Genomic DNA, 22,265 nt, shown 5'->3' with positions numbered 1-22,265 from the left:
ACGCGCGTCACGCCGCGTCCTATCGTGGCGCTGTGCCGCACCTCGACGCCCTCCTCGCCTTCGCGCTCGCCTCCCTCGTGCTCGTCGCGATCCCCGGCCCGAGCGTGCTCTTCGTCGTCGGCCGCTCGCTCACGCTGGGCCACCGCGGCGGCGTGCTCAGCGTGCTCGGCAACGAGCTGGGCGCGCTCACGCTCGTGGTCGCGGTGGCGCTCGGGGTCGGGACGGTCGTCGCGACGTCGGTCGCGATCTTCACGGTCGTCAAGCTCGTCGGTGCCGCGTACCTCGTGTGGCTCGGCGTCCAGGCGATCCGCCACCGGCGCGACGGGACCGTCGCCGTCGACGACGCCCCCGTCCGCGAGCCCTGGTGGCGCGTGGTGCGGCAGGGCTACGTCGTGGGGGTGACCAACCCCAAGACGATCGTGTTCTTCGTCGCGGTGCTGCCGCAGTTCACCGACTTCCACGCGGGCCGCGTGCCCGGGCAGATGATGGTGCTCGGGCTCGTCTTCACCGTCATCGCGTTCGTGTGCGACAGCGTCTGGGCGCTGGCCGCGGGCGCGGCCCGCTCGTGGTTCGCGTCCTCGCCCCGGCGCCTCGGCACGGTGCGGGCCGCGGGCGGCGGGATGATGATCGGCCTCGGCGGCGTCCTCGCCGTCGCGTCGCACCGGGCGCCCTGAGCAAGCCCCGGAGCGCGCCGCCGTCGAGCGCGTCGGGCTCGGACGCGACGAGGGCCGGTCTCCGTCAGGAGACCGGCCCTCGCCGTCTGGGGTGAGTAACGGGACTTGAACCCGCGACCCCCTGGACCACAACCAGGTGCTCTACCAGCTGAGCTATACCCACCATGTGAGCCGTGCTCACGGACCGGCGCCTGGAGCACCGGCCGTCGAAAAGTGTACCCGGTCTGCGGGGTGCTCCCGGACGCCTTTCTCGCGTCAGGCCTCCGTGGCCCCTGTGACGGTCGCCACGGCGGCGTCGTCGGCGGTCGTGGCGGCGCTCTCGCCGGGCTCGTGCGGCCGCGTGCGTCCCCGGGTCACGCTCGTCGCGACGACCTGCTCCGCGATCTTGCGGGCGGTCGCCGAGTCCGGGCCCGGCGCAGGGACGAAGACGGCGGCGCGGTAGTAGCGCAGCTCGTCGATGCTCTCGAGGATGTCGGCGAGCGCGCGGTGCCCGCCGTGCTTCTCGGGCGAGGAGAAGTACGCGCGCGGGTACCAGCGGCGGGAGAGCTCCTTGACGGAGGAGACGTCGACGATCCGGTAGTGCAGGTGGCTCATGAGGGCCGGCATGTCGCGGTCGAGGAACGCCTTGTCGGTCCCGACGGAGTTCCCGGCGAGGGGCGCCTTCCCGGGCTCCGGCACCCAGGTGCGGACGTAGTCCAGGACGCGCTGCTCGGCCTCGGCCAGCGTCAGGCCCTCGTCGAGCTCGTCGAGGAGACCGGAGGTCGTGTGCATCTGGCGCACGAAGTCGCCCATCTGCTCGAGCGCCTCGGCCGGCGGGCGGACCAGGACGTCGACGCCGTCACCGAGCACGTTGAGCTCGGAGTCGGTGACGACCGCGGCGACCTCGACGAGGGCGTCGGCGCCCAGGTCGAGCCCGGTCATCTCGCAGTCGATCCAGACGATGCGTTCGTTCGCGTTCACAGGGCTCACGCCCACAGCCTAGTCGCGCACGACGAAGGCCCCGGCGGTCCGGTCCACGGAGGGTCCGGACGGCCGAGGCCTTCGACGGGTCGCGCTCTCGCCCGGCGGGGTGTGCCCCCGGCGTGACGAGCGCTCGGTGCGCGTCATGCGGTGCGGCGCGACAGGCGGGCCTGCCGGGTGTGCGCCGGGACGCGGGTCGTGGTGCGGCGCAGCTGCGACCGGCGCAGGGTCTGCTCCTGCAGCTGCTCGCGACGGCTGAGGGCCGCCACGTCGTACGTGATCAAGGGATGCATCGTGCTGTTCTCGTGACGCTGGGTTCGTGGGTCTGGCCGGACCCTCCACCGCCCGGTACGGACCGGACGGACGCCACCGCGGTGTGTGCTCATACGACCACGACGGGCGTCGGGGACGCACGGGTTTTTCGCCGGGGACCGTCCTGCTCCTCGCCGGGGTCTCGTCCGGGGGCCGTCCGCGACCGCGCCGCCCTGCGTCGTCGGCCCGCGTTCCGTAGCCTCCGGGGATGGGAGCGACGACGAGCGGGTCGAAGGAGGGCACGTCGCCGCGGGCGGTGCTCGCGAGCGTGTGGCCGGGGCTGCTCCTGGTCCTGGTCGGCGTCCTGGGCTTCGCCGGCCTGCTGGACTCGGTCCGGGAGCGGGACGACCTCTGGCGGTTCGACGAGCCGCTGCTGGCCTGGATGGTCGCGCACCGGACCCCCGGCGCGACGGGGGTGCTGACGGTCGTGACGACCGTGTTCGGCCCGTTCGTGCTGCCCCTCCTCGTGGCGGTCGGGTGCGTCGTGTGGGCACGACGCTCGGGGACCTGGTGGGAACCGGGCCTGCTGGCGGGGGCGATGGTGCTCGCGACCCTCGTCTCGAGCGTGCTCAAGGCCGTGATCGCCCGTCCGCGCCCGCCGGACGCCTCGATGGTCGTGGCCGGGGTCGAGCGGTCGTTCTCGTTCCCCTCGGGGCACACGATCGGCGCGGCGACCCTGGTGCTCGTCGGCGGCTACCTCGTGTGGCACCGCCACCGCGACGCTCGCGTGCTGACGGTCTGGGTCGTGGCGTCGGTGCTCGTCGTCGGGACCGTGGCGCTGAGCCGCCTCTACCTCGGCTACCACTTCCTCACCGACGTCCTCGCGGGCCTCGCGCTCGCCGTGGCGGTGCTCGGCGTCGTCGTCGTCGTGAGCCGGGTGCACGACCTCCGGGCGCGGGCGCGACCGGTCGAGGCGGGGCCTGAGGGCTCTTAGGAAAGAAGTCTTGCGCAAGATATCTTTCGTGAAGTAGCGTCGTCCCCATGACGACCGCCGCCGATCACCCTGGGCAGGGCGCCTCCGCAAGCACGTCCCCGCGCGGACCGGTGGTCGCGAGCGACCCCGCGAGCATCCGCGCCCTCGCGCACCCCCTGCGTCTGCGGATCCTCACGCTGCTCGACGACGAGGGCGAGGTCACGGCCACGCGCTGTGCCGAGGCGACGGGCGAGTCCGTCGCGAGCTGCTCGTTCCACCTGCGCATGCTCGCGAAGTACGGCTACGTCGAGCCCGCCGAGCGGCGGGGCAAGGAGCGCCCCTGGCGGACGGTCGGGCGCGGGCGCCAGACCCGCTTCGACCCCGACGTGCCCGAGTCGCTGCCCGCGGCGAGCGCCGTGGCCGACCTCGTGCTCGGCCAGGAGGCGGCGCGCGTGCGGGCGTGGCTCGCCGGCGCCGCGGCGGAGGACCCGCGGTGGCTGCTCGCCTCCACGCTCAGCTCGTCGTCGTTCTACGCGACGCGCGAGGAGCTCGACGCGCTCGCGCGCGAGGTCGAGGCGCTCACCGACCGGTTCGCCGGGCGCTGGGACGACCCGTCGCTGCGCCCCGAGGGGGCCCGGCCGGCGCGGCTGTTCGCCGTCGTCAACGCCGACCCGCCCGCGGACCACCGGTGACCACCCCGCCCGAGCCGGCGGCCGCGGCACCGACTGCGGACACCGCACCGACCGCACCGACCGCAACGGTCGCGCCGCGGAGCGGGGCCACGACGCCGGGAGCGGACGCGCGGGCCGCGCTCCGCGGGCGACCCTTCCGCCTGCTCTCGGTCGCGTGGGGGTTCACCAACTTCGCCGACTCGGTGCTCGCGATCATCCTCGCCGTGTGGGTCAAGGACCTCACGGGCTCGAACGGCGCAGCCGGGCTCGTGTTCGCCGCGCTGGGCCTGCCCGCCCTCGCGTCGCCGTTCCTCGGCCAGCTCGCCGACCGGGTGTCCCGCCGCCGGATGCTCGTCGCGACGTACCTCGTCGGCGCGGCCGTGCTGCTCGCGCTCCTCCTCGTCCGCGGCCCGGGACAGGTGTGGCTCGTGCTCCTCGTGACGGTCGTGTACTCGGGGGTCGGGTTCGCGACGTCCGCGGCGCAGTCCGGGCTCGTGCGCGACATGCTGCCCGACGACGCGCTCGCCGCCGCGAACGGCCGTCTCACGACGATCGACCAGGTGTTCCGCCTGCTCATGCCCGTCGTCGGCGCGGGCGCCTACGCGATGGCGGGCGTGTGGCCGCTCGTCCTGGCCGCGTCGGGCGCGTTCGTCGTCGCGGCCGCGGTGGTGGCGCGCGTGCGGGTGCGCGAGACACCGCCGGCCGACGAGCGCGAGCCGTACCTCGCCGAGGTGACGGCGGGCTTCCGGCACCTCGCGCGGACGGCCCCGCTCGGCGTGCTCACCGTCGCCCTCGTCATCGCGTTCGGGGCGGTGGGCCTGCTCAACGCCGTGAGCCTCGCGATCGTCGAGGACGGCCTCGGCCTGCCCGCCGCGCTGCTCGGCCCGGTCTCGTCCGTCCAGGCCGTGACCGCGATCGTGGCCGGCCTCACCGCCGCCCGGCTCGCGGCCCGGTGGGGCGCGCAGCGCCTCGTCGCGCTGGGGCTGGTCGTGCTCGCGCTCGGCATCATCCCGGCGACCGGCACCAGCGTGGTGGCGGTCGTCGTCGGGCTCGGCGGCGTCGGCCTCGGCGTCACGTGGGCGATCGTCGGGTTCGTCACCGAGCGCCAGCTCCGCACGCCGCCCGCGCTCCAGGGCCGGGTGGCCGCGGCGAGCACCATGCTGCTCAACGTGCCCCAGCTCCTGCTCACCGTGGTGGGGGCCGCGCTCGTCGGGGTCGTGGACTACCGGGCGCTGCTCGTCGTGACCGTGGCGGGCATCGCCGTCGCCGCGGCGCTCGCCCTGCGCGGCCGTCGCGCCGTCGTCGGCGCACGCTAGCGCTGCGGACCGGCGGGCACAGCGGCGGGGCGCAGCGGCGGGGCACGTCGGCAGGGCACGGCACCGGTCCTCCCGGCGAGACGACGCGCGGGCGGCCTCAGTCGTCGAGGCCGCGGGCGCGCAGCGCGTCGCCGAGCGCGTCCGCCTGGCGCAGGGCGCCCACGACGAGCGGGACGGCGAAGGCCCGGACGTCGTGCTCCCGGCCGCGCGCGCGGCACGCGTCCCGCACGCGCTGCGCGAGCGCCGCGACCACCGGGACGGAGCGCACGGCGAGCGAGAGGACGAGCGCGACCCGGCCGACGTCGACCCCCACCCGGCCGAGCGGGCGCAGGCCGCGCTCGATCGCCGCGAGCACTGCCGCCGTGCGGGTCGTGAGCAGCACGAGACCCGCGAGCGCGACGAGCGCCACGAGGCGGGTCGTGAGGACCACCGCGGCGGCGGGACCGAGCGCGAACCACTGCACCGCGAGGAGCACCGGCACGACCAGCCGCAGCGGTCGGACCTGCTCCCACGCCGCGCGGGCCCCCACCCCCGCGAGCGCGTAGAGCGCCGCGACCACGACGACCACGACCCCCACCGCGACCGGTGACGACACGAGCAGCACCGCGCCCGACGCCGTCGCGAGGCCGACGAGCTTCGCCCCGGCCGGGAGGCGGTGCAGCACCGAGGTGCCCGGCCGGTAGCCGCCCGGCGTCATCCCGGCCCCGCGTCGACCAGGCGCCGGTAGTGCGCGACGGCCGGGCCCGGCGCGTCGTCCGCGACGACCCGCCCGCCGTCGACCACGAGCACGCGGTCCATGGCGTCCATGAGCGCGAGGTCGTGCGAGACGAGCACGACCTGCTGGGGGAGGGACGCGAGCTCCGCGGCGACGCGGCGCGTGTTGCGCAGGTCGAGGAGCGTGGTCGGCTCGTCGGCCACGACGAGGCGCGGACCCGCCGCGAGCACGGAGGTGAGCGCGAGGAGCTGTTTCTGGCCGCCCGAGAGCAGGTGCGCGGGATGGTCCGCGTGCTCGGCGAGGCCGCGCGCGGCGAGGGCGCGCCGCACGACCGCGGCGCGCTCGTCCGCGGGGACGCCGCGGAGCGAGTACGCGACGTCCTCCGCCACGGTCGGCATGACGATCTGCGCGTCCGGGTCGGTGAAGACGAAGCCCACGCGCCGCCGCACCGCCGCGCCCTGGCGCCGCGTGTCCAGACCGTCGACGAGCACCCGGCCCGCGGTGGGCACGACGAGCCCGTTGAGCAGGCGGGCCAGGGTGCTCTTGCCCGAGCCGTTCGCCCCGACCACGCCGACCCGGCGCTCGCGCAGCTCGAGGCTCACGCCGCGCAGGACGTCGCGCTCCCCGAGCCGCACGTGCACGTCCTCGAGCCGCACCACGCAGCCCGCCGCGCCGTCCTGCGGCGGGAGATCCGGCACGGGTGCCGCGACCTCGGCCGGGCGGTCCCGACGTCGCCCCCGCACGGCGCGCGCCGCCCGCGCGATCACCGCGCCACCTCCACGAGCACCGCGACGCCCTGGCCGCCGCCGACGGCCGCCGTCGCGAGCCCGAGCGTCCCGGCCCGCGCGCCCCCGCGCACGAGCCGGGAGAACAGCCGGACCACGGACACCGCGCCGCTCGCGCCCCAGGGGTGGCCCAGCGCGAGCGCGCCGCCGTCGGCGCACACGCGCGCGTCGTCCGCCGGGTCGCCCAGCGGGTCGAGGCCGAGCGCGTCGGTGACCGCGAGCACCTGGGCCGCGAACGCCTCGACGACCTCGACCGCCGCGACGTCGTCGAGCCGCGCGCCGGCGCGGTCGAGCACCGTGCGCACCGCGGGCACCGGGCCCCACCCGGGCAGCGCCGGGTCGCAGCCCACGGTGGCCGACGCGACGACCCGCAGCCCCGCGAGCCCCCGGTCGCGGCGCACCGCCTCGGGGACGACCGCCACGACGGCGGCGCCGTCGCTCACCGGGCTCGACGTCGCCACCGTGACCGTCCCGCCGGGGGTGAACGCGGGGGAGAGGCGCGCGACGACGGCCGGGTCGAGGCGGCGCGCGCGCTCGTCGCGCTCCAGGCCACGGCCCGGCCGGCCGACGCGCACGGTCTCCGCGGCGAACCGCCCGGCGTCGTGCGCCGCGAGGGCGCGCGCGTGGCTGCGCACCGCGTACGCCTCCTGGCGCTCGCGGGTCACGCCGCGGCGCCGCGCGAGCTCGTCGGCGGCGGCGCCCATCCCCGGGTCCGCCCACGGCACGGGCGCGAACGCCGCGCGCGCGTACGGGACGTCGCCCCAGGGCGTGCGGTGGGCCCGCGCGGGCGAGCGCGTCGCGCTCTCGGTGCCGCCCGCGAGGACGAGCGCCGCCTCGCCCGCGCGGACCTGTTGCGCCGCGACGAGCACGGCCGCGAGGCCCGACGCGCACTGCCGGTCGACGGTGAGCCCCGGCACGCCGACGCCCGCTCCGGCGGCGAGCGCCGCGACGCGCGCGACGTCCCCGCCGGGGCCCGTGCAGCACCCGAGCACGACGTCCGCGACGTCGGCAGCGACGCCGTGCGCCCGTGCGTCGTCGAGGGTCGCGCGCAGCACAGCGGCCGCGAGGTCCACCTCGGTGAGCGCCCGGTGCCCGTGGCCCGCGGTGCCGATCCACGTGCGGCGCGCGGCGACCACCACGGGCGTCGCGTCCGTCGTGCCGCGCGTCGACGTGCTCGGGTGCCGGGTCACCGCAGCGGCTCCAGGCCCGACCGCGCGAGGTCCGTCCCGCCGAGGGCCTCGCTCACCGCGCCGCGCGCGGGCTTGCCCGACGGCGTCCGCGGCAGCGCGCGCGTGCCGTACCAGCGCCGCGGTCGCTGGGCCGGCGCGAGCGCCGCACGGGCGACCCGCTCGAGGTGCGCACGCAGCCCCGACCGGTCGTCGCACTCCACGACGGCGGTCACGACCGCCCCGAGGCGCCGGTGCGCCGTGCCGAGCACGACGACGTCGCGCACCCCGGGCACGGCCCGCAGCACGACCTCGACGTCCTCGGGCACGACCGTCGAGCCGCCCGAGAGGATCGCGCCGTCGCCCCGGCCGCGCAGCACGAGCGGCTCCGGCCCCGGGTCGGCGAGGTCCCCGACGGTGTGCCACGCGCCGTCGCGCCGCAGCGGCCCCGTGGCGCGCGCGAGGTAGCCGCGCGACACCCACGGCGAGCGCACCCACACCTCGCCGACGCTCGCCGACGGCAGCGGACGGACCGCCAGGTCCACGCCGGGGAACGCGCGCAGCCCCGACCCGTCGGGGTCGTAGGCGACGAACGACAGCTCGACGGCGCCGTAGTACGCGAGCAGGTCGACGCCGAGGCCCCGCGCCCGCTCCCGCGCCCCGGGCGCGAGCGACGCCCCGCCGACGACCGCGTGCCGCAGCCGCGAGGGCGCGCCCGCGGCGACGGCGTCGAGCACGTCGTCGAGGACCTGCGGCACGAGGTGCACGACGTCGCTCGTCGCGAGCGCCGCCGTCGTCGCGGCCGGCGTGCGGGTGAGGACGGCGCACGCCCCGACGGCGAGCGTGTGCACGGCGGCGAAGCAGTACAGCGACGACGCGAGCGGGCCGGGGACGAGGACCGCGTCGGTGGGTCGCAGCCCGAGGAGACGGGTGACCGCGTCGAACGACCCCGCCCACGACGCGCGCGTGCGCACGACTGCGCGCGGGCGGCCGGTGCTCCCCGACGAGAACCCGGCCCACGCGAGGTCTTCGGGGCCGGGGACGTGCGGCGGCGCGGGCTCTGCGCCGTCGGCGGTGCCGGTCCCGCGCGGCAGCGGCACCTCGACGAACGTGCGCGGTGCGAGCGTGCGCAGCACCTCGGCACGGTGGGCGCGCGGCCAGGCGGCGTCGCACACGAGCGGCGTCGCGCCCAGGTGGTCGACGGCCAGCATCGCCGTGAGCAGGTCGAGCGGCTCCGGCAGCGACACGGCGACGAGGTCACCCGGTCGCGTGCCCGACGCGCGCAGGTGCGTCGCGCCCGCGCGCACGTCCGCGGCGAGCGCGGCGTAGGTGCGCGACCGCTCGGGCGTGCGCAGGGCGGGACGGTCGCGCACCGCCGGGTCGGCGGCGTGCGTCAGGACCTGGTGGGCGACGGGCACGCGGACACTCTCGCAGGTGTTCAGGAGGCGGGGCGGCGGTCGGCCGCGGCACGGTCGACGCGGCCGGTGCGCCCGATCGGACGGGCCGCGGGGTAGGCCCGCACGACGCCCACCGTGATCGCGGCGGCAGCGAGCGCCTTGAGCAGGTCGCCGGGAAGGAACGCGAGCGAGAGCTGCGCGGTCGTGGGCAGCGGCACGCCCGTGACGAGCGCCTGCACGGGGATGCCGACGGCGTAGACGACCGCGATCCCGCCGACGAGGCACGCGACGAGCACGGGCGCGAACGTGACGCGCCGGAGCCGGTCGACGAGCAGGCCGACGACGGCCGCGCCGGCGAGGAACCCGACGAGGTAGCCCGCGGACGGCCCGACGAACGCCCCGAGCCCGCCGCGCCCGCCCGCGAGGACGGGGAGCCCGGCCGCGGCGAGCGCGAGGAACGTCGCGACGGCGAGCGAGCCGCGCCACGCGCCGAGGATCGCCCCCGCGAGCATGACGCCGAGCGTCTGGAGCGTCACGGGCACCGCGTTGCCGAACAGCGCGATCGATCCGGGCAGGCCGAGCGCGGCCAGGAGCGCGGCGAACGTCGCGACCCGCGCGGCGTCGCCGGCGTCGAGCGCGAACCGGCCGCGGCGACGGTCGGGCACGTCCCGCGGTGCGCCGCGCGGCGCGTCCGGGGCGGTGGGCGCCGTGGCGGACGGGGTGGCGGCGGGCGTCTCCGTGCGGGCGTCGGTCATCGCGGGCTCCCTGGTGTCGGTGGTCGGGCGTGTCCACTCTGGCCGGGACGGCGGCCCTCGGGCGACGGCGCTCGCGACCACCTCCGCGGCCCGCCGTGCACGGATCGCACAAGGCGTTGGAGGGATCCTCCAACCGCGCCGGGGCGCGGGTGCGGGGTCGGTGTGGGAGCCGCACAACGCGGCCCGCCCGGCCGGTCGACACGGCTCGTCGCACCTCTTGGCACTCTCGGGGGGAGAGTGCTAAAACAGGAGCTGTAGCCGCCCGCGGGGTGCCTGCCTCGCGGGAGCACCGACCGGTCCCGGACCGTCCGGGACCGTGCGACGAGGAGGTGAGAGGTGTGGCTGCGATGACCGACCCCTTCACGAGCACCTTCGACGCGATGGACCGTCTCGTCGGCCAGCTCGCGTCCGGCGCCCGCGCGACCGCTGCCTCGGCGGCCTCGGGCGGCATGCCGCTCGACCTGTTCCGCGCCGGGGACCACTACGTGCTGACGATGGACCTCCCGGGCGTCGACCCGGGCACGATCGACGTGTCCGTCGAGGACCGCACGCTGACCATCCGCGCCGAGCGCAGCCCCCGGACCGACCCGGACGTCCAGTGGCTCGCCCGCGAGCGGCCGTCCGGCACGTACGCGCGCCAGCTCACGGTGGGGCGCGGCCTGGCGCTCGACAAGATCACGGCGTCGTACGAGGACGGCGTGCTGACGCTGACGATCCCGGTGGCCGAGGAGGCCCGGCCCCGCCGGATCGAGGTCGCGCACCGCGCGGGCGGCGCGGCGACCCAGATCACGGCCGAGGCCGAGCCTCAGACGTCCGAGGGCTGAGCCGGGCTCACGCCTCGCCCGGGAGCGCCTTGCGGACGACGAGGCGCGTCCACGCCCCGAGGTACACGCGGTCCCCGTCGGCCAGCTCGCGTCGCTGGCCGGCGGGGATCGGGTCCGTCGGGAGCGGTTCGCCCGCGGGGCTCACGTAGGTGCCGTTCGAGGACTGCAGGTCCTCGACCCACCAGCGCTGCCCGTCCGTGCTGAGCTGGCAGTGCCGTCGCGAGACGCCGGTGTCCGCGCCGCAGTCGACCTGCGGGTGGATGCCGCGCGAGACCGACGGGCGCCCCACGAGCACGCTGCGCTCGCGCAGCACGACGAGCCCCGGCAGGCCCGCCGACGGCATGGGGTCCTCGGGCTGCTGGGCCGCGTACCAGTCCGGGTCGATCCAGATCTCGACGACCCACTGGTCCGGCCCGGGCACGGGCGGCGTCGGCAGGTGCGCGCCCGACGGCGCGGCCGGGTCCGCGGGCGCACCGGTGGGCTGCTCGACCGCGCCCGTCCCGGTGGCCGGCGTCGACGCCGGAGCCTCGAGCGGTGCGGAGGCGCCCGGCGGCGGGGACGCCGCGGACGCGGGGGACGCGGCCGGGAGCGGCGGCGGCGTCGCGCCCGACGCGACGCCTGCCTCCGGTGCGACGGGTGCGGCCGGGGAAGCCGCGGGTGCGGCCGGGGTGGCCGGCGTGGGACGCGACGGCGGGTCGAGCGAGAGCGCCGACGCAGGCTCCACCGGGTCGGGCAGGGCGCCGGTGGTGAAGTCGTAGCCGCAGTTCTCGCAGAACAGCGCGCCGGCAGGAGCGGGCGAGCCGCAGTTCGGGCACTCGAGGGCCTGCGCCGGTGCGGAGGCCCCGCCCGGAGCAGGAGACGCCGCGCCCGCCGCGGGCGCCGCGGGTGCCGACGCCGCGGCGATGGGCTCGCCGCACACGTCGCAGTAGTCGGTCGACTCCGAGGGGTGCCCGTTGGGGCAGACGACGGCGCTCACCGACGCACCCGCGTCGTCTTCGTCGAGGCGGTGTCGAGCGCCATCTCGTCGAGCGTCGAGGTGTTGCGCTTGAGCCGCACGGTGCCGTGCTCCTCGTCGTCGATCTCGACGACCTTGCGCAGGCGCGACGTCGCCTCCTCGTTCCCCGTCTGCTGCGCGAGCTGGACGGCGCGGCCGAGCTTGACGGTCGCCGTCGCCTCGTCGCCCGACGCCTTGGCCGCGAGGCCCTCCTGGATCGCCGCGGCGAGCTCGGTCTGGCCGGTGTAGTGCGCGACCTCGGGGTTGATGCGCGTGGTGAGCGACTCGTCGTCGGACCACTTCGCCTTGACCAGGCCCGAGGACACGACCTCGCCGTTCACGGCGAGCTGGACGCGCGCCGCGAGCTGCTCGGAGCCGACGGGCTTCGAGGCCACGCGCACCGCGACGTGGTAGTCGCGCGACTCGTCGCCCCACGACCCGGTCGGGTATGCGCCCGTGAGCGGGTTGACCTCGGCCCGGCGGTGCGTGAGGTCCTCGACGGTCGGGGCGACCTGGCGCACGAACAGCACCTGCGAGCCCTGCGGGGCCCACACGCGCAGGTCGGCCGAGGCGACGCCGCGCGCCATGGACGCCTGCATGAGCTTCTCGAAGTCTGCGGCGATCTCGTTCGGGTCCGCGATGAGGTCCACCGTGCCGAGCAGCGCGGTGGAGATCTCGCGCAGCTCGTCGACCTGCCAGCGCGAGCCGACGCCGCGCGCGTCGCACTGGAAGTGGCCCGTGACGTCCCGCACCGCGGCCGAGAGGTTGGCGCGGGGCTCGGACTCGTTCTTGCCGTCGGTGAGCAGGATCGCGTGCCGCTGCGTCGCCTGCGGCACCGTCGCGAAGAGCTGGTCCGCGAGGCGCAGCCACGTGCTCATCGCCGTGCCGCCGCCGGGCGTGAGCATCGAGATCGCGCGCTTCGCCTCGGCGCGCGCGCCCGGCTCCATCTGCACCATGGCCATGCGGGCGTTCGGGTAGGGGAACGCACGGTTCGCGACGTGGCTGCCGCCGACGATCGCGAACCACGTGCCGTCGAGGATCTGGTCGACCGCGACCTGGGCGGCGTGCTTCGCGGCCTCGATGTTGCGCCCCGACATCGACCCCGACGTGTCGACCATGATGATCTCGGCCACCCCGCCCGCGCCGCCGGCGCTCCCCGCGCTCCCGGCGCCGCGGCACGTCACGGTGACGATCGCGTGGACGTCCGTCGCGCCCTCGGACAGGAACTCGTTCTGGTAGACCTCGGCGGCGAACTCGGCCATGGGGGCTCCTTCGGTGGTGCGGGTGTTCGTGCAGGCTATCGGGTCGTCGGGGCCCGACGCGCGGTGCGCGTCAGGCGGTGGCGGGGTCCGCCGGGGGCGGCGGCGGGGTCGCGGACGACGCCCGGGAGAGCCGGGCGAGCGTCGCCGTGATGTTGTCGCGGCCGCCCTGGGCGTTCGCCCAGTCGACGAGCGCGCCCGCGAGCACCTGCGGGTCGTCGCCGACGCGGTCCTGCGTGCTGCGCACGAGGGCCGCCAGGTCGGCCGCGGGGGAGCAGTAGTTCCACAGGCCGTCCGAGCACACGAGCAGCCAGCCGTCGCGGTCGGGCAGGGTCGCGGCCGTGCGGGCCACCGGGTCGGGGGCGTCGGGGCCGAGCCAGCGCGTGATGGCGTGCGCCTGCGGCGACGTCTCCGCCTGGGCGCGCGGCACGCCCTGCGCGATCATCTCCTGCGCCCACGAGTCGTCCACGCTGAGCTGGTGCGCGTCGCCCTCGTCCGGGATCCAGTAGGCGCGCGAGTCGCCCACCCAGCCCGCCACGACGAGCGGCCCGTCGACGACGGCCGCGACGAACGTGCACGACGGCGGGTTCTCGCGGTCGGCCATCGTGCCGACGGTCGCGAGGATCGCGTCCTGCGCGGCGCGCGACGCGTCGCCGAGGAGCGCGGACCACGCGCCCATGCGCGCCGAAGCCTCGCCGGTCACGGGGTCGGGACCGTCGGGGCCGCGCGCCGCGAGCACGTCGCGCGCGGCGCGCGCCGCGGCGAGGCTCGCGACGTCGGAGTCGGGCGCGGAGGACACGCCGTCGCACACGACGAGCGCCGCGAACGCCCGCTCGGCGGTCGCGGACGGGCTCGCCGCCAGGGCCATCGCGTCCTCGTTGCGCGAGTGCCGCACGCCCCGGTCGCACACGCCGGCGACCCAGCTCGCGGGCCGCTCGGCCCAGTGGTCGCGCTCCGACGCCGCGGGTTCGCCGCACTCGGTGCAGTACCCGTCCTCGGCGACCAGGCCGCCGCAGCGCACGCACGGGCGCACGCCGCCCTCGGCCGCGTCGCCGCCGGTCTCGGTGGAGGCCTCGCCCGACGGCGCGGCGATCCTGTCGTCGGTCGCGCTGTCGGACCCGGGCCCGCCGTCACCGGTCCCGGCTGCTGCGGGGTCCGTCGCGGCGTCGGTCGTGAGGTCCGCGGCAGCTCCGGTCCCGGCGTCCGAGCCCGTCGCGGTCGGGAGCGGGGCGAGCGGGGTGCCGCACGCCTCGCAGAACCGGGCGCCCTCGGGCGACGGTTCCCCGCACGCCGGGCAGGCGAGCACGCCGCTCGGCTCCGCGACCGTGCCGCCGGGCACCGGTGCGGGCGCGGGCGCGGGAGAGTCGCTCATCGGATCGTCCACCGGCGCACCTCGTTCGCGCGGTCCACGAGCGTGATGCGCTCGTCCCGCGAGTCGGTGAGCGACGCGAGCTCGCGGTACGCGCCCTCGAGCGCGTCGCGCAGCGCGGGCTCGTCGGCGGGCACGCCCGCGATGCGTGTGGTCGGCTCCGGGCCGGAGGTCGTCACGGTGTCGAGCGCGGAGCGCAGGACGCCCACCGCGAGCTCGGCCCGCTCGCGCGGTGCGATCGCGACGGTCGAGACGCTCGCCATGGCGTCGGCGAGCGCGGGCAGCCCACGGCCCGACGCCGCGAGCAGGTGCGCGCGGAGCGTGCGGGACTCGACGTACGACCCGCGCGTCGGGCCGACGAGGTCGAGCGCGTGCAGCGCGCCGTCGAGGTCGCCGCGCGCCTCGCGCACGCGCATGAGCCCGAACGCGGCCGGCGCGGTGTAGTTCGCGTCGGTGCGCGCGCAGATCACGTAGAGCGACTCGGCGATGTCGGGCTCGCCGCTCAGCTCGCAGGCCGCGGCGAGCGCGAGCTTGGGCGCGAGCTCGCCCGGCACCTGCCCGTACACGGCGTTGAACGACGCGCGCGCCGCGACCGGGTCGCCCTGCGCGAGCTCGCCGAGGCCCCCGATCCACGCGGCGCGCCACTCCCACGGGTCGTCCGCGAGGATGGTCGCGATCGTGTCGCGCAGCACGTCGAACCGCTCCGCCTCGATCGCGGCGCGCGCCCGGGCGAGGCGCACCTCGACCGTGTCCTCGGGCGCGTCGGCGAGCGCGGCGAGGCGCGCGTCCGGGTCCACGACGTTGACCCCGGCGAGCCAGCTCGCCATGGGGTCGTGGTCGTCGCGCCGCAACGTCGGCAGCTCGTCCCAGGCGAGCGGGCGGGACGCGACGTCCGCGACCGGCGCCTCGAACAGGACCGAGGCCGCGGAGTGCAGCGCCGGGTTGCCCGGGCCGGCGTCCGCCGCCACGACCTCGCGCAGGACGCCGAGGAGCTGGGTGCGCATCTCGTCCGCGGTCGCGAACCGGTCGGCCGGGTCGAGCGCGCACGCCTTGGCGAGCAGGCGGTAGAACGAGTCGTACTGCTGGAACACCGGGGTGTCCGCGACGGGCGGGAGCGACGCGACGTACGTCGTCGTGTTCCCGCGGAAGTCGAGGACGAGCGTCGCGAGGGTGCGGCCGATCGTGTAGATGTCGGACGCGACCGACGGCCCGACCTCCGCGACCTCGGGCGCCTGGTAGCCGACGGTGCCGAAGATCGCGGACGTGAGGTCGTCGGTGCGGCGCACGCCGCCGAGGTCGATGAGCTTGACGCCGTCGCCCTGCTGGATGACGTTCTCCGGCTTGAAGTCGCAGAACAGCAGGTTGTGGTCGTGCAGGTACGCGAACGCGGGCAGGATCGCGAGCACGTAGGCGAGGGCCTGGTCCACGGGCATCGGGTCGATGACCCCGTTGTTGTCCTCCCGGCGCTGCTGGAGGATCTCCTTGAGCGACTCGCCGCCGACGTACTCCATGACGGTGTAGCCGGCGCCGTCGTGCATCGCGAAGTTGTAGATCTCGACGATGAGCGGGTGCTCGACCTCCGCGAGGAACTGGCGCTCCGAGATCGCCGCCGCGTACGCGTCGGGGTCGCCGGAGTTGAGCAGGCCCTTGAGCACGACCCACCGGCCGGACACGTTCTGGTCGCGCGCGAGGTAGATCCAGCCGAGGCCGCCGTGCGCGAGGCAGCCCACGACCTCGTACTGCCCGCCGACGAGGTCGCCCGGCTTGAGCTGCGGCGTGAAGTCGAACCGGTTGCCGCAGTGGGGGCAGAACCCGGAGGTGCGGCCGGGCTGGCCGTCGCGCCCGCGGCCGACCTTCTCGCCGCACGCGGGGCAGAAGCGCTTGCGCTCGGCGACCTCGGGCACGGCCATGACGGACTGCAGCGGGTCCCGGACGGGCACCGACGGGACCGTCGTGAGGCCCGCGCCGAGGCCACGCCCGCGCAGGCGCGTCGAGGACGTTCCGACGCGGCGGGTCGCCTTGGAGCCGGTCGCGGCGGTGCGCGCGGAGCCGAGGGCGGTCGACGCGAGGCGGCTCGAGCTCGTGCGGCCGGTGCGCGTGGAGCGCTCGGCGTCGGGGTCGCCCGCCCCGGCGGTGCCCGGGCGGCCCTGCACGAACCCGGTGCCGAGCATGGCGGACGGCGAGGCGGCGGCCGCGCTCCCGGGCGCGGGCACGCCGGTGGTGCCGCTCGCGGCGGGCGTCGGCGTGGTGCCGGAGCCGCCCGCGGGCGCGCCGCAGACGTTGCAGTAGCCGTCCTCGATGGTGCCCGGGCAGCCGGGCTCCGAGCACGGGACGGTCGCGGTGGTCGTCACGACGACGCTCCTTCCGGGGTGGGCAGGTCGCGGGTGAGGAACTGGTACTGCTCGACGAGGAACCGCGCGAGCGTCACGTCGCACGGCGTCGTCTCGACGGCCTCGCGCGCCTCAGCGAGGCCCGAGCGCACCGTGGGGGACGCCGAGCGGCCGTTGGCGTCGGCCCGCGCGGCGAGCCGCTCCAGGCTGTACCGCAGCTCGGCGCGGGCGCGCAGGGGACGGGTGTAGGCGTCCTCGACGGTCTCGACGGCGCGGGCCACGGTCGCGAGCCGGGCCGCGTAGGCGTCGAGCTCGAACCGCGAGTCGGGCACGGGGCCGAGGCGCGAGACGTCGGGGACGGCGAGCCGCGGCGGGTGCGCGATCTCGCGGCGGCAGCGCGCGACGAGCTCGCGCAGGGCGGGCTCGCGCGCCTCGAGCGCGGCGCGCTGCTCCTCGGTGCGGGAGCGGTCCCGGCGCAGCTCACGACGCTGCGCGGACGCGACGATGAGGTCGCGCTCGGCGCGCGCGACCTCCGTCTCGAGCTCCGCGAGCGGGCCCGACACGTCGGCGCCGCGCGCAGCCTGCGCGACGAGGTGGTCGAGGCGCCCGCGGAGGGTCTCGACGCGCCCGCGCGCATCGGCGTCCGAGCCCGCGAGGTCCTCGCAGCGCACGAGCTCGGCGCGCACGCCGCGCAGCCGCGCCACCTGGTCGGCCGTGTGCGGGTCGAAGGACAGGCGCGTGCGCAGCTGCACGACGAGCGCGTCGCACAGCTTGACCGCCTCGACGAGCGAGACGAGCGCGGCCCCCGAGCCCGAGTCGAGCCGGCCCCACAGGAGCTGGGAGATCTTCTCGCGCGCGACGGCGTCGGCCCGGCCCGAGTCCCACACGGGCCGGATCTCGTCGGCGCGCGAGCGGATCGCCTGCCACAGCGACAGCGCGAGCACGAGGTCGGCGGTGTAGGCGTCGGGCGTCGCGGCGGCCTGCGCGGCGGCGTCGAGCCGGTCGAGCTCGGTGCGGCGCTCGTCGAGCCAGGTCTCGAGCGCGCCGAGGTACGCCAGGAGGTCGGCGGCGGGGATCGCCTCGCCGAGCCGTCCCGGCGCCTCGGGTGCGGGGGAGCGCGTCACGGCGTGCGGCCGTACACCGCGGCCGGCGGGGTCGGGGCCGGGCCGAGGCCGCCGAGCCACTCGCCGTAGATCGCGGCCCAGCGCCCGTCGGCCTTCATCTGCTCCAGGACGCCGTTGACGAACCGCACCATGTCGACGTTCTGCGCCGGGACGCCGATGCCGTAGGGCTCGTCGCTGATCGCCTCGCCGACGACCTTCGCGTACGGGTCCTGGGCCGCGAAGCCCGCGAGGATCGTGTCGTCGCCGGTGATCGCGTCGACCTTGCCCTGCTGGAACAGCACGAGGCACTGCGTGTGCGTGGTCGCCGGGACGGGCTCGATGCCGGAGAACTGCTCGAGGCGCGTGAGCGTCGTCGTGCCCTCGGGCGCGCACACGCGCTGGCCCTCGAGGTCCGCGATCCCGTTCGCGGTCGAGTCGCGCGTGACGAGCACCTTCTGCCCCGCGTGGTAGTACTCCGCGGAGAACGCGATGGACTCCCAGCGCTCGCAGTTGATGGTGAACGCGCGCGCGACGAGGTCGACCTCGCCGTTCTCGAGCACCTCGAGCCGCTGCCCCGACGTGATGACGCGGAACTGCAGCCGGTCGGGGTCGCCGAAGATCGCGCGCGAGACCTCGTGCAGCACGTCGATGTCGAAGCCCTCGATCTGGCCGGACAGCGGGTTCCGCGCGCCCATGAGCAGCGTGTCCGCCGAGACGCCGACGACGAGCGCGCCGCGGTCGCGGATCGCGGCCATGGTGCTGCCGCCGGGCAGGGCGTCCGGGCCGGGCAGCGCGCCCTCGGGCGCGTACGAGGCGAGCGGGTCGGCACACTCGGCGGGTGCGGCGGGTGCCGCGGGGGACTCCGTGGCCGACTCGTCCTGCGGGGTGGTCGTCAGGCGCAGGTCCTCCGCGCCGGACGGCCCGGAGCAGGCGCCGAGCGTCAGCAGCGCGACGAGCGCCGAGGCCAGCCCGGTCGTGACGACGCCGGCGCGGCGCGCGCGCGTGCCGGTGCGGCGGGTCCCGGCGGGCCGGGCGTGGGGGGCGGGCGTCGTGGTCACCGGTACTCCTCCAGTCGTGCCGTCACGCCGCGCCACGCGAGCAGCGCCGCGACGAGCCCTGCCGCGAGCAGCAGCCAGCCCGCGACGGTGGCCGTCGTCGCCGCGCCGTCGAGGCGGTCGCTCGTCGCGGCGGCGTGGGTCTCGATGTCGTCGCGCGCCGCGGCCGAGAACGCGTCGAACGCGGCGTTGGGGCTCTCGGGGTCGGTCGCGGTCGCGAGGGCGACCGCGTCGTCCCACTGGCCGGCGTCGTCGAGCGCGCGGATCTCGGCGTGCCGCGCGACCCAGGCGTCGAGCGCCTGCGCCGTCGTCCCGTCGAGGTTGCCCTCGGCCGCCGCGGTGTCGAGGCGTGCCGCCGCGTCGTCCGTCGCGGCGACGAACGACTCCTCGTACGTCTGCCCCGAGCCGCGCTTGATGAGCGTGAACGCCTCCATGGACTTCGCGTCGTTCGCGAGCGAGTACGCCTGCGACGCGGCGAGCGTCGCGGCGTACGGGCCGGTCCGCACGTCGTGCGCGCGGGCGCTCGCCTGGGAGAGCAGGACCGTCGAGACGACGCCCACGACGAGCAGCACGGCCGTGGCGACGGTGAGCCCCACGTTGAGCACGCGGTGCGTGCGCCGCGCGAGCCAGACCTGGCTCGCGAGGAGCACGGCGAGGGCCAGCAGGCCGGCCGCGAGCACCCACAGCGCGTTGCGCACGCCCGAGAAGTCCGCGGCGACGCGGTCGGCGTCGTCGAGCACGACCTCGTCGAGCGCGGGGAGCATCTGCTCGCGCAGGATCGTCGAGGCCTGGTCGAGGTACGCGGACCCGACGGGGAAGCCCTGCCGGTTGGTGGCGCGCGCCTGCTCGACGAGGCCCGTGTAGACCGTGAGGTCGGCGGCCACCTGGCCCAGCAGCGCGGCGTCCGCCTCGTTGCTGCCCGAGAGCGTGGCGAGGCGGTTCGCGGCCTGGTCGACGAGCTCGTCGTACCGCGCGCGCTGGTCGGCGGGCTCGAGGCCCCCGACGAGGAACGCCCCGGTCGCGGTCGCGTCCGCGGCGACGAGCGCGTTGCGGACCTCCTGGACCCCGACGAGCTGGGCCGCGTCCTCGCTCGCCGCGGCGAGGGCGCGCGACTGGAGGCTGCCGGCCTGGAACCCGAGGACGCCGAGCGCGAGCGCGGCGAGCACGCACAGCGCCATGACGAGGCGCAGCTTGCCGGGCGTCCGTCGCAGCGCGCCGCGCGCGCGGGACACGGCGGCGCCCTGCGACCCCTGCGGGACGACGGCGCCCCCGCCCGGGGCGGTCAGGGCACCGCCCGGCGCGGGTCCGCCGGCCGGGACGATCTGCTGGCCCGCCGGGCGGACCGGGGTGGTCGTCATGCGTTCTCCTCGGCGCTGGAGGGTGCGGTGTCTGGTGCGTCGTCGGTGCCGTCGGTGCCGTCGGTGCCGTCGGTGGTCTTGGTGGCAGAGGGCTCGGCCGGCGCGTCCTCGGGTGCGGGCGGCTCGAGCGTCGCGAGGAGCGCGGGAGCGCCCTCGCCGTCCACGAGGTCGACGGGCAGGAGCAGGCGCAGCTCGTCGATCGTCGGGGCGTCGACGTCCTTGAGCCGCCACGCGTGGCGCGCGATCGCGGCGTCGAGCACGTTGCGGGCCCAGCGCGCGTTGCCGAACCCCTCGGTGCGCGGCTGCGCCGCGGCGAGCCGGGCGAAGACGTCGAGCGCCTCGGGGGTCGGCTCGAAGTCCGCCCGGGAGGCCATGCTCGCGAAGATGTCGCGCAGCTCGGCGTCGGCGTAGTCCTCGAACGTGATGGTCGTGGAGAACCGCGACTCGAGGCCGGGGTTCGTCGCGAGGAAGTCGGCCATCGGGCCGGGGTAGCCCGCGACGATGACCACGAGCTCGTCGCGGTGGTCCTCCATGTCCTTGACGAGGGTGTTGATCGCCTCGGCGCCGTACTGGTCCTCCGCGAGCCCGTACGCCTCGTCGACGAACAGGACGCCGCCGAGCGCGGTCGCGACGACCTCCGACGTCTTCACGGCCGTCTGCCCGAGATAGCCCGCGACGAGCTCCGAGCGGTCGACCTCGACGAGGTGGCCCTTCTCGAGCAGCCCGAGCGCGCGGTAGATGCCCGCGACGAGCCGCGCGACCGTCGTCTTGCCCGTGCCCGGGTTGCCGAGGAACACGAGATGGCGCGTGAGCGTCGGGCGGGTCAGGCCCGCCTCGGTGCGCAGCTTCTCGACGCGCAGCAGCTCGGTCTGGCGGTGGATCTCGTCCTTGACGCGCGTGAGACCCGTGAGCGCGTCGAGCTCGGCGAGCAGCTCCTCGATCGAGCGCGCGGGCTCCTCCGCGACCGCCGCCTCGCCGGCGGTCTCGGTGGCCGTCTCCGCGCTCCCGGCGGTCGCGTCCGCCGTCGTGCCCGACGCCGGGGCGTGCGTCGTGCCGGACGGCGCGCTCCCGGGCCCGCTCCCGCGCGCCCCGAGCGCGTCGAGGATCGACGCGACGGACGGCACTTCGGGGGCCGGGCGGCGCAGCGCGTCGAGCGAGCCCTGCGCGGCGAGCAGGTCGCCGAGGTCGAACGGGTCTGCACCGCCCGTCGTGCGGGGCGCGGCGAGCGGGCCGCCCGCGGCGGGCGTCGGGCCTGATGGCGCGTGGGTCGCAGCGGGGGCGGCCACCGGGCCGGCTCCGGCCTGTTGGACGGCGGCCGTCGCGGCGGCGGCCCCGGCGACGTGCGGGCCGGGGGAGCCGAGGCGCGCGGCCGCGCGGGCGACGTCGGCGAGCGCCTGCCCGTACGCGGTCGCGTGCTTCGAGCGCGCCGCCCCGAGGGCGGCGAGGACGTCGGTCGGGGACGTGCGCCAGCGCCGGGCGCTCGACGCCGCGGTGAAGAACGCGCCCGTGGCCGCCGGGTCGTGGCCCAGCGCGGCGAGCCACGCCGCCGGGGCGCCGGGGGAGGACTCGGCGACGGCCGCGGCGAGGCGCGCGCCCTCGTCGCGGGCGGCCTCCTCGTCGACGCCCGCGGCGCGCGCGGCGGCGTCCAGCGCGTCGAGCGCCGCCGCGAGGGTCGGGGTGTCCGGGGTGGTCACGGTGCCTCCAGTCGTCCGGGCTCCGACGGCGGACCAGGCTGCGGCGTGCCCCGGCCCGCGCCGGGGTCCAGCGCGATCGACGAGTCGCGGAACTTCTCCGCGAGGAACGCGCCGTGCGCGACGAGGGCCGCGGCGTCGGCCCGCGAGACGGCGTCGGAGATCTTGTCGAGCGTCACGCCGAGCAGGTCGAGCTGGTCGCACAGCAGCATGAGCGACGTCTTGCCCTGCGCGACGACCCGCCGGTCGGCGAAGTCGCGCGGCAGGCGCAGGTAGGCGCCGACGGCCTCGGGCAGGTAGCTCGTCGCCGTCGCGACGACCGTGTGCGCCTGCTGCGACCCGCCGCCGAGGCGGTCGAGGCGCGGGACCATCTCCTCGACCGTGCCGGTGATGCGGTGCACGCGCGCCGTCACGGCGGGCGGCACGCGCCCCTCGATCTGCTGCTCGACCCGCTCGACCGACGCGAGGATGTCGGTCGACGTCGGCGGGGCCGGGAGCTCGTGCTCGGGCTCGGGCGCGGAGGACCGGCCGCCGAGGCGGCCGATCACGTCGGAGAACCAGCCCATCTAGCTCGGGGTCCGATCTGTGGTGCGGGGAGGGGTGGTCGGGGGACGGCGC

Annotated in this window: 21 protein-coding genes and 1 tRNA gene; 5 read left to right on the top strand and 17 right to left on the bottom strand. The window is 76.9% G+C overall.

What is annotated here, in order from left to right; translation table 11 throughout:
- Nucleotides 1–32 precede the first annotated feature (32 nt).
- On the top strand, nt 33–674 hold the full coding sequence (locus ACPCUX_RS13225) for a LysE family translocator (RefSeq protein ID WP_232322589.1): 642 nt from the start codon (nt 33–35) through the stop codon (nt 672–674).
- Between the two features lie 87 nt (nt 675–761).
- Here ACPCUX_RS13225 and ACPCUX_RS13220 read toward each other — a convergent pair.
- From ACPCUX_RS13220 to ACPCUX_RS13210, 3 genes are all read right to left on the bottom strand, one after another.
- Nucleotides 762–837 (bottom strand) — tRNA-His (locus tag ACPCUX_RS13220).
- Between the two features lie 92 nt (nt 838–929).
- On the bottom strand, nt 930–1,643 hold the full coding sequence (gene orn, locus ACPCUX_RS13215; RefSeq protein WP_171467715.1) for an oligoribonuclease: 714 nt from the start codon (nt 1,641–1,643) through the stop codon (nt 930–932).
- 134 nt (nt 1,644–1,777) lie between these two features.
- On the bottom strand, nt 1,778–1,918 hold the full coding sequence (locus ACPCUX_RS13210; protein WP_157446647.1) for a hypothetical protein: 141 nt from the start codon (nt 1,916–1,918) through the stop codon (nt 1,778–1,780).
- 236 nt (nt 1,919–2,154) lie between these two features.
- Here ACPCUX_RS13210 and ACPCUX_RS13205 point away from each other — a divergent pair, with 236 nt between their 5' ends.
- Genes ACPCUX_RS13205 through ACPCUX_RS13195 form a run of 3 tightly spaced genes read left to right on the top strand, consistent with a single transcriptional unit; the run spans nt 2,155 to nt 4,846 of the window.
- Nucleotides 2,155–2,880: a phosphatase PAP2 family protein gene (locus ACPCUX_RS13205; protein ID WP_409141084.1), complete on the top strand. Its 726-nt coding sequence runs from the start codon at nt 2,155–2,157 to the stop codon at nt 2,878–2,880.
- A 47-nt stretch (nt 2,881–2,927) separates the two neighbouring features.
- Nucleotides 2,928–3,551 carry an ArsR/SmtB family transcription factor gene (locus ACPCUX_RS13200; RefSeq protein WP_409141085.1) on the top strand — a complete coding sequence of 208 codons (624 nt, stop codon included), beginning with the start codon at nt 2,928–2,930 and terminating at the stop codon, nt 3,549–3,551.
- Nucleotides 3,548–4,846 carry an MFS transporter gene (locus ACPCUX_RS13195; protein WP_423388946.1) on the top strand — a complete coding sequence of 433 codons (1,299 nt, stop codon included), beginning with the start codon at nt 3,548–3,550 and terminating at the stop codon, nt 4,844–4,846. Before ACPCUX_RS13200 ends, ACPCUX_RS13195 begins: the two co-directional genes overlap by 4 nt.
- 97 nt (nt 4,847–4,943) lie before the next feature.
- On the opposite strand, the gene ACPCUX_RS13190 is transcribed toward ACPCUX_RS13195, so the two are convergent.
- From ACPCUX_RS13190 to ACPCUX_RS13170, 5 genes are all read right to left on the bottom strand, one after another.
- The gene (locus tag ACPCUX_RS13190; RefSeq protein WP_085388179.1) at nt 4,944–5,543 is read right to left on the bottom strand and encodes an energy-coupling factor transporter transmembrane component T family protein; all 600 of its coding nucleotides are present in this window, start codon (nt 5,541–5,543) and stop codon (nt 4,944–4,946) included.
- Nucleotides 5,540–6,220, bottom strand: coding sequence for an energy-coupling factor ABC transporter ATP-binding protein (locus ACPCUX_RS13185; protein ID WP_061268581.1), 681 nt, complete (start codon nt 6,218–6,220; stop codon nt 5,540–5,542). Before ACPCUX_RS13185 ends, ACPCUX_RS13190 begins: the two co-directional genes overlap by 4 nt.
- A 104-nt stretch (nt 6,221–6,324) precedes the next feature.
- Nucleotides 6,325–7,536 (bottom strand): thiolase family protein, encoded by a 1,212-nt coding sequence (locus tag ACPCUX_RS13180; RefSeq protein ID WP_423388945.1) that lies wholly within the window; start codon nt 7,534–7,536, stop codon nt 6,325–6,327.
- Nucleotides 7,533–8,930: a class I adenylate-forming enzyme family protein gene (locus ACPCUX_RS13175; protein WP_423388944.1), complete on the bottom strand. Its 1,398-nt coding sequence runs from the start codon at nt 8,928–8,930 to the stop codon at nt 7,533–7,535. Before ACPCUX_RS13175 ends, ACPCUX_RS13180 begins: the two co-directional genes overlap by 4 nt.
- 20 nt (nt 8,931–8,950) lie before the next feature.
- A complete protein-coding gene (locus ACPCUX_RS13170; protein ID WP_423388943.1) occupies nt 8,951–9,664 on the bottom strand; it encodes a biotin transporter BioY in 714 nt (237 codons plus the stop codon).
- Nucleotides 9,665–10,002: 338 nt separating this feature from the next.
- On the opposite strand from ACPCUX_RS13170, the gene ACPCUX_RS13165 reads away from it, so the two are divergent.
- Nucleotides 10,003–10,488 carry an Hsp20/alpha crystallin family protein gene (locus ACPCUX_RS13165; RefSeq protein WP_369824872.1) on the top strand — a complete coding sequence of 162 codons (486 nt, stop codon included), beginning with the start codon at nt 10,003–10,005 and terminating at the stop codon, nt 10,486–10,488.
- Between the two features lie 7 nt (nt 10,489–10,495).
- Here ACPCUX_RS13165 and ACPCUX_RS13160 read toward each other — a convergent pair whose 3' ends face one another.
- From ACPCUX_RS13160 to ACPCUX_RS13120, 9 genes are all read right to left on the bottom strand, one after another.
- Complete coding sequence (locus ACPCUX_RS13160; RefSeq protein WP_423388942.1) at nt 10,496–11,464, bottom strand: FHA domain-containing protein; 969 nt, start codon at nt 11,462–11,464, stop codon at nt 10,496–10,498.
- Nucleotides 11,461–12,744, bottom strand: coding sequence for a VWA domain-containing protein (locus ACPCUX_RS13155; RefSeq protein ID WP_021483252.1), 1,284 nt, complete (start codon nt 12,742–12,744; stop codon nt 11,461–11,463). The genes ACPCUX_RS13160 and ACPCUX_RS13155 overlap by 4 nt, the downstream gene beginning before the upstream one ends.
- A 70-nt stretch (nt 12,745–12,814) precedes the next feature.
- Nucleotides 12,815–14,113, bottom strand: a complete 1,299-nt coding sequence (locus ACPCUX_RS13150) for a PP2C family serine/threonine-protein phosphatase (RefSeq protein WP_423388941.1) — start codon at nt 14,111–14,113, stop codon at nt 12,815–12,817.
- On the bottom strand, nt 14,110–16,461 hold the full coding sequence (locus ACPCUX_RS13145) for a serine/threonine-protein kinase (RefSeq protein ID WP_076406678.1): 2,352 nt from the start codon (nt 16,459–16,461) through the stop codon (nt 14,110–14,112). Before ACPCUX_RS13145 ends, ACPCUX_RS13150 begins: the two co-directional genes overlap by 4 nt.
- Complete coding sequence (locus tag ACPCUX_RS13140; RefSeq protein WP_363375395.1) at nt 16,458–17,564, bottom strand: hypothetical protein; 1,107 nt, start codon at nt 17,562–17,564, stop codon at nt 16,458–16,460. The genes ACPCUX_RS13145 and ACPCUX_RS13140 overlap by 4 nt, the downstream gene beginning before the upstream one ends.
- Nucleotides 17,561–18,601, bottom strand: a complete 1,041-nt coding sequence (locus ACPCUX_RS13135; protein WP_423388940.1) for a glutamate ABC transporter substrate-binding protein — start codon at nt 18,599–18,601, stop codon at nt 17,561–17,563. The genes ACPCUX_RS13140 and ACPCUX_RS13135 overlap by 4 nt, the downstream gene beginning before the upstream one ends.
- The gene (locus ACPCUX_RS13130; RefSeq protein WP_423388939.1) at nt 18,598–19,956 is read right to left on the bottom strand and encodes a hypothetical protein; all 1,359 of its coding nucleotides are present in this window, start codon (nt 19,954–19,956) and stop codon (nt 18,598–18,600) included. The genes ACPCUX_RS13135 and ACPCUX_RS13130 overlap by 4 nt, the downstream gene beginning before the upstream one ends.
- A complete protein-coding gene (locus ACPCUX_RS13125) occupies nt 19,953–21,650 on the bottom strand; it encodes an AAA family ATPase (protein WP_423388938.1) in 1,698 nt (565 codons plus the stop codon). Before ACPCUX_RS13125 ends, ACPCUX_RS13130 begins: the two co-directional genes overlap by 4 nt.
- Complete coding sequence (locus ACPCUX_RS13120; protein ID WP_061268560.1) at nt 21,647–22,213, bottom strand: hypothetical protein; 567 nt, start codon at nt 22,211–22,213, stop codon at nt 21,647–21,649. Before ACPCUX_RS13120 ends, ACPCUX_RS13125 begins: the two co-directional genes overlap by 4 nt.
- Nucleotides 22,214–22,265: the final 52 nt, after the last annotated feature.

The sequence above is a fragment of the Cellulosimicrobium sp. AB352 genome, assembly GCF_049538415.1.
Taxonomy (GTDB): domain Bacteria; phylum Actinomycetota; class Actinomycetes; order Actinomycetales; family Cellulomonadaceae; genus Cellulosimicrobium; species Cellulosimicrobium funkei.
The sequence above is the reverse complement of the archived record's forward strand: the minus strand, read 5'-3'. Positions and strand labels throughout refer to the sequence as shown.